Source organism: Porphyrobacter sp. AAP82 (genome assembly GCF_000331285.1).
In the GTDB taxonomy this organism is placed as follows: Bacteria; Pseudomonadota; Alphaproteobacteria; order Sphingomonadales; family Sphingomonadaceae; genus Erythrobacter.
Genome location: NZ_ANFX01000039.1, coordinates 1 through 4,531, shown reverse-complemented (window position 1 = coordinate 4,531; position 4,531 = coordinate 1). Strand labels below are relative to the sequence as shown.

The following is a 4,531-nucleotide window of genomic DNA, read 5'->3' as shown; positions in this document are numbered from 1 at the left end:
TTGAAGAGACCCCCGCTCCGGTGGTCGACACCCCCGTGGCTCCGGTCGAAGAGACCCTGCCCCCGGCGGTCGATACCCCCGTGGCACCGGTTGAAGAGCAACCGATCCAGGAACTGCCCTCGCTCGAGTTGTCCGGCTCGAAGCGGTCGGATGTTCTGCTAGGCGATGCCGGCGATGACGTCCTCTCCGGCATGAAGGGGAATGACCGCCTCGATGGCGAAGCCGGTAATGACCTGCTTTTCGGCGGGAGCGGCCACGACACGCTGATCGGCGGTGATGGCATCGATCTATTGATCGGTGGGTCTGGCCGCGATTACCTCGACGGCGGAGAGGGTGCTGACATCCTTACCGGCGGCAAGGGCAGCGACACGTTCGTCTTCGGCGACAATGACATCGTTCTCGACTTCAAGGCCGGCGTCGATCTCATCGACCTCGCCGCTCTCGGGATTACCGATGCCACGTTCGAGGAAAGTGTCAGCTTCGGCATGGCGGGCAAGGACATGCTGATCTCGGTCGGTTCGCAAAGCATGACTTTGAGGAACACAGGCCAGATCGACATGGACGACTTCATCCTGGCTGAGGACAGCGGGCTTGACAGCCTCCTTAGCGATGCTCTGGCTGTTGTTGAAAGCCAAAGCGCCGTGCCGTCGGCTGATGCCGGTCACGTGCAGCCGGGCGCCGTTGAAGGTCCTGCCATGTTGGCCGAATTGGCACCTTACCCGGTGCTGGGTGGAGGGATGCTTCCCATCCGTCCGCTTGACGATGATTTCATCACCCCCATGATGTGATCGAAACCAGGGGCCGCGACATGCAGTCGCGGCCCCTTTTTCTTTTCGCTTCGGCAACACGACCATAAGGCGCGCCGAAAGCCGAGCATTCTTAGCGTGCAACCGATACAATCGCGAAGAAAACGGCCCCCTTTGTTGCTCGGTCCAGACGCAAGCGGGCGATTGGCAGCCGATTGCGGCTCGCAGGGCCGTCCAGTCAGCAAAGAGCACACCCTTTCGGGTAGATTGGCAAGCTTCAGCACATGGCTAGGGTCACGTTCGTCGCCGGAGCTTTTTTCGTATGATGACAGTCTCGCCGATCACGCGCGCTAGAAGTGCCTATCGGAAACCTGCGGTGGAACGTTTGACGGTCGACGGTGAGCTGCGCGCGTCTGGTGGCTTTGCATCGGCCGAAGCCCTTGATCCCATCGACCTCCTGCGAGCTGTCCAATGCGCTTTGAGCGAACTCGGACTGCCAATTGACCGTGATCTGGCCGCGATCAAACTGCGTGTTCTCGAAGAAGTTTCCGCAGGCAATCTCGCCGAAGCGGTCCGGTTCGCAATCGTCGCCACCGGCAAGGCGGAGTGGAGGAGCGGCGACTGAGTCATGCCCCCCCCGAGGCCCTTCTTGAGCGTCTGTTGGGGGCACGCGGTCAGAAAAATCTCATGACATTCTCCGGGTTTGCGGTGCTGCGGCCAAACGGTCTTCAGTGATTTGACCTGGCGATTTGGCGACAAGTCTGAGCCTTCGGGTTGGCCAGACGCGGCGGCGACGGGAAAACCCGCGCCGCCGCATTCCCTTTGGCCCTTGCGTTGCTTTCTTCATGGACCAGTCTTCCGCGCTTGGCACGCCCTGAACAGATCCGAATATCGTTCGGCCCGGCAAGGGATTCGCGCAAGCGCCGCAGGAACCTGGAGCAGGTTTGCTGCAACAAAGGGACGCCGCCGAGGCTGCCGACCCGCGCCTCTCGGAGCACGCTCAGAGAGACGCTACTACCCTCTCATCCATCAAATATCTTGTGAAGCCAGTCACAAACTCTGAATGGAAATGACGGGGGAGCGAATTAGAGCGCATCGACCTCGACAAAAATGCGGACTGCGGAAGGTGCAACTTCATAGGCCTGGGCAATCATTGCCCGTCCTTCGGAGATGAGCGCGTCGCGATAACTTCCGTTGGCCCCGGAATCCAATGAAGCCACATCGGTCCGTGCGTGTTTCTTGGCGGCAGAGGCCAGACGGGCAGGCGCAACCCCTAGCGCCTCGGCGATAGCATGCACCTTTTCACGGCTGGGCTTAGCCCTGCCGTGCTCCCATGCCCACACCGTCGGCTTCGACACTCCGACAGCATCGGCAACCTGTTGAAGTGTGAGGCCAGCGTCGTACCTCAAGGAACGGAACAGCGCGTTGAAACTTTGCTGACCGCCTCTCGAGCCATTACGGCACTCCGACAAGCCCGGCTGCGGCGATCGATGCTCTGTCCCAAAAAGCGCCTGCCCCTCCGGAAAGGCGGCAATTCGAGCACGAGGCGCTTGAATTTCATTTGAAAGAGCATCCGAACTATCGTCAAAAGTCTCGACCGAGACACCAAGACTTTCCATGGTTAAGAGTTCCTGAGATGATGCCTTCAGGCGGAAAACATCAAAGTATCGAAGACGGAAATCAATACCCCCTTTAGGATATGTCAAAAATCAGGTGGCTCAGAGATCGGGACGTATCTGCACAGTGTTGATTCATGAGCAATTTGTGGCTGCCTCAAAGATAGTAGATAAAGGAGCCTTAAGAGGTCTAGCAGCGAGCCGATCATGGGAATACTTAACGAGGGATAGCCGATATCTCAGGTCGCTGATGTCGCTCGGGTGACATGGGGTGTCTCAAGTGACAATCTGCAACTGAAGAACTTCAGATCGCATGCTGAAACCTCGGGCGATCAGCGATTTTTAACATACGAGGCTATTCGTTCCGCTTCTTCAAACAGCTATCGTTGATAACCGCGGGCGGGATCGGCGTGGTGCCAAAGGTCGGCCCAAGAGATAAGCCGGCGCAGCGCGGCGGCGGCCAAGCGCAGCGCCGCTTGGGGAGCGGATCAGGAAACCGAGCCCTGACCGGGGTAAATCTTGCGTTTTTTCAAAGGTAGCTGGCGGAGCAGGAGGGATTCGAACCCTCGATACGGTTTTGCCGTATACACACTTTCCAGGCGTGCGCCTTCGACCACTCGGCCACTGCTCCGTCGTGTCCTTGGACGCTACCGCTTTGCGGCCTGTGCGCCTCCAAGGGCAAGAGCGCGCGCACTAGCGGCGAATGGATTGCTTCGCAAGGCGCGTGATGGCACCACTTGCCGCATGAGAACCCTGCTTCTGGCGGCTTCGGCTGCGCTCGCCCTGACCGTGCCGCTCGCTGCCGAGGAGGCCGGCAAGCCCGCCTACCCGGGCCCGTCCGAAATCGTCGCCGCCGCGCCCGCGAGCGATTGGACCGCGATCCCGGCCGAGGACCTGCTGGTGATGACCCTCGCACCGGATACAGACGGAAAGCCGCGCACCGTGGTGATCCAGCTGATGCCCGCGCCTTTCTCGCAGGGCTGGGTCCACAACATCCGCCTGTTCGCGCGCGCCAAGTGGTATGACGGCATCTCGGTCAACCGGGTGCAGGACAATTACGTCACCCAGTGGGGCGATCCCAATTACGACAACCCCGAGGCGACGGGGAAGCCGAAGCCGCTGCCGCAAGGGCTGAAGGTGATGGGGGAGGATGAATATTCGGTCTTGTGGTCGAACGTCCCGTCCATCTTCCATCATGCTGACGACCTTATGGTGAAGGGCGGCGAAAGGCTTGATCGAATGATGAAAGGCAAGGAGGCCTTCCGCGGTGACCCTTACGCGGCTCTGACCTTGGCATCGAACGGATGGCCGGTCGCGTCGGAAGGTGGACAGGCTTGGCCCACCCACTGCTACGGCATGGTCGGCGTCGGGCGGAACCTGTCGCCCGACACCGGCTCCGGCGCCGAACTTTATACCGTGATCGGCCATGCGCCGCGCCACCTCGACCGCAATATCGCGCTGGTCGGCCGGGTGATCGAGGGGATGCAGCACCTCTCCAGCCTGCCGCGCGGGTCGGGCGCGCTGGGGTTCTACACCGCCGAGGAAGCCGCCAAGCGCACCGCGATCCTGACCGTCAGGGTGGCGAGCGATCTGCCCGAGGCCCCGGCCTCAAGTAGCGGACGCGAAGCACAGCCGCAGGCTGAACCGGTCAGCCAACAAACACGCCCGAAGTTCGAATATCTCTCGACCGAAAGCGCAACCTTCGCCCGCTACGCCGAGGCCATCGCCAACCGCCGCGATCCGTTCTTCATCGTGCCGGCAGGCGGCGCGGATATCTGCAACATCAAGGTGCCGGTGCGGCGGGTGGCGCAATGATTTCAATGCCGCGCAAGAATCTTGTGAAGTTCACGAAGTTCACATTGCAAAACCCGCAATCCTACAGGTATTTTTCAGCAATTTCATAGTATTACCGCGCAAAATCGAAGTTCACACAAAAATTCGCGCTGCATTGGCCGCGCGGGTGCGCCGGCGCGGGGGGTGGGTCTGCCGGACGATGCAAAAGAGCCGCCGCCACCAATACCGCACTGCGGCCCTGTAGGAAAACGCCGCGATCCGGTCTTCGTCGTGCCCGCTGGCGGGTGGCGCAGAAGAAGGGGTTTCACGCAGAGACGCAGAGGTAAGAGAGGCGCAGAGATGTTGTGCCTGCCGAAGGCACGTTCTTGCGCTTCG

4 protein-coding genes and 1 tRNA gene are annotated in these 4,531 nt (G+C 60.6%); 3 read left to right on the top strand and 2 right to left on the bottom strand.

Annotated elements, in window-relative coordinates:
• On the top strand, window positions 1-788 hold a 788-nt coding region (locus D620_RS15875; RefSeq protein WP_420705281.1), incomplete at its 5' end, for a M10 family metallopeptidase C-terminal domain-containing protein.
• 280 nt (window positions 789-1,068) lie between these two features.
• A complete protein-coding gene (locus D620_RS15345) occupies window positions 1,069-1,371 on the top strand; it encodes a hypothetical protein (RefSeq protein ID WP_017666259.1) in 303 nt (100 codons plus the stop codon).
• Between the two features lie 460 nt (window positions 1,372-1,831).
• On the opposite strand, the gene D620_RS16105 is transcribed toward D620_RS15345, so the two are convergent.
• Together D620_RS16105 and D620_RS0113015 are read right to left on the bottom strand one after the other, a co-directional pair.
• The gene (locus D620_RS16105; RefSeq protein WP_233992078.1) at window positions 1,832-2,452 is read right to left on the bottom strand and encodes a helix-turn-helix domain-containing protein; all 621 of its coding nucleotides are present in this window, start codon (window positions 2,450-2,452) and stop codon (window positions 1,832-1,834) included.
• Window positions 2,453-2,902: 450 nt separating this feature from the next.
• A tRNA-Ser gene (locus D620_RS0113015) sits at window positions 2,903-2,993 on the bottom strand.
• 113 nt (window positions 2,994-3,106) lie between these two features.
• Here D620_RS0113015 and D620_RS0113010 point away from each other — a divergent pair.
• The gene (locus D620_RS0113010) at window positions 3,107-4,177 is read left to right on the top strand and encodes a peptidylprolyl isomerase (protein WP_017666257.1); all 1,071 of its coding nucleotides are present in this window, start codon (window positions 3,107-3,109) and stop codon (window positions 4,175-4,177) included.
• Window positions 4,178-4,531: the final 354 nt, after the last annotated feature.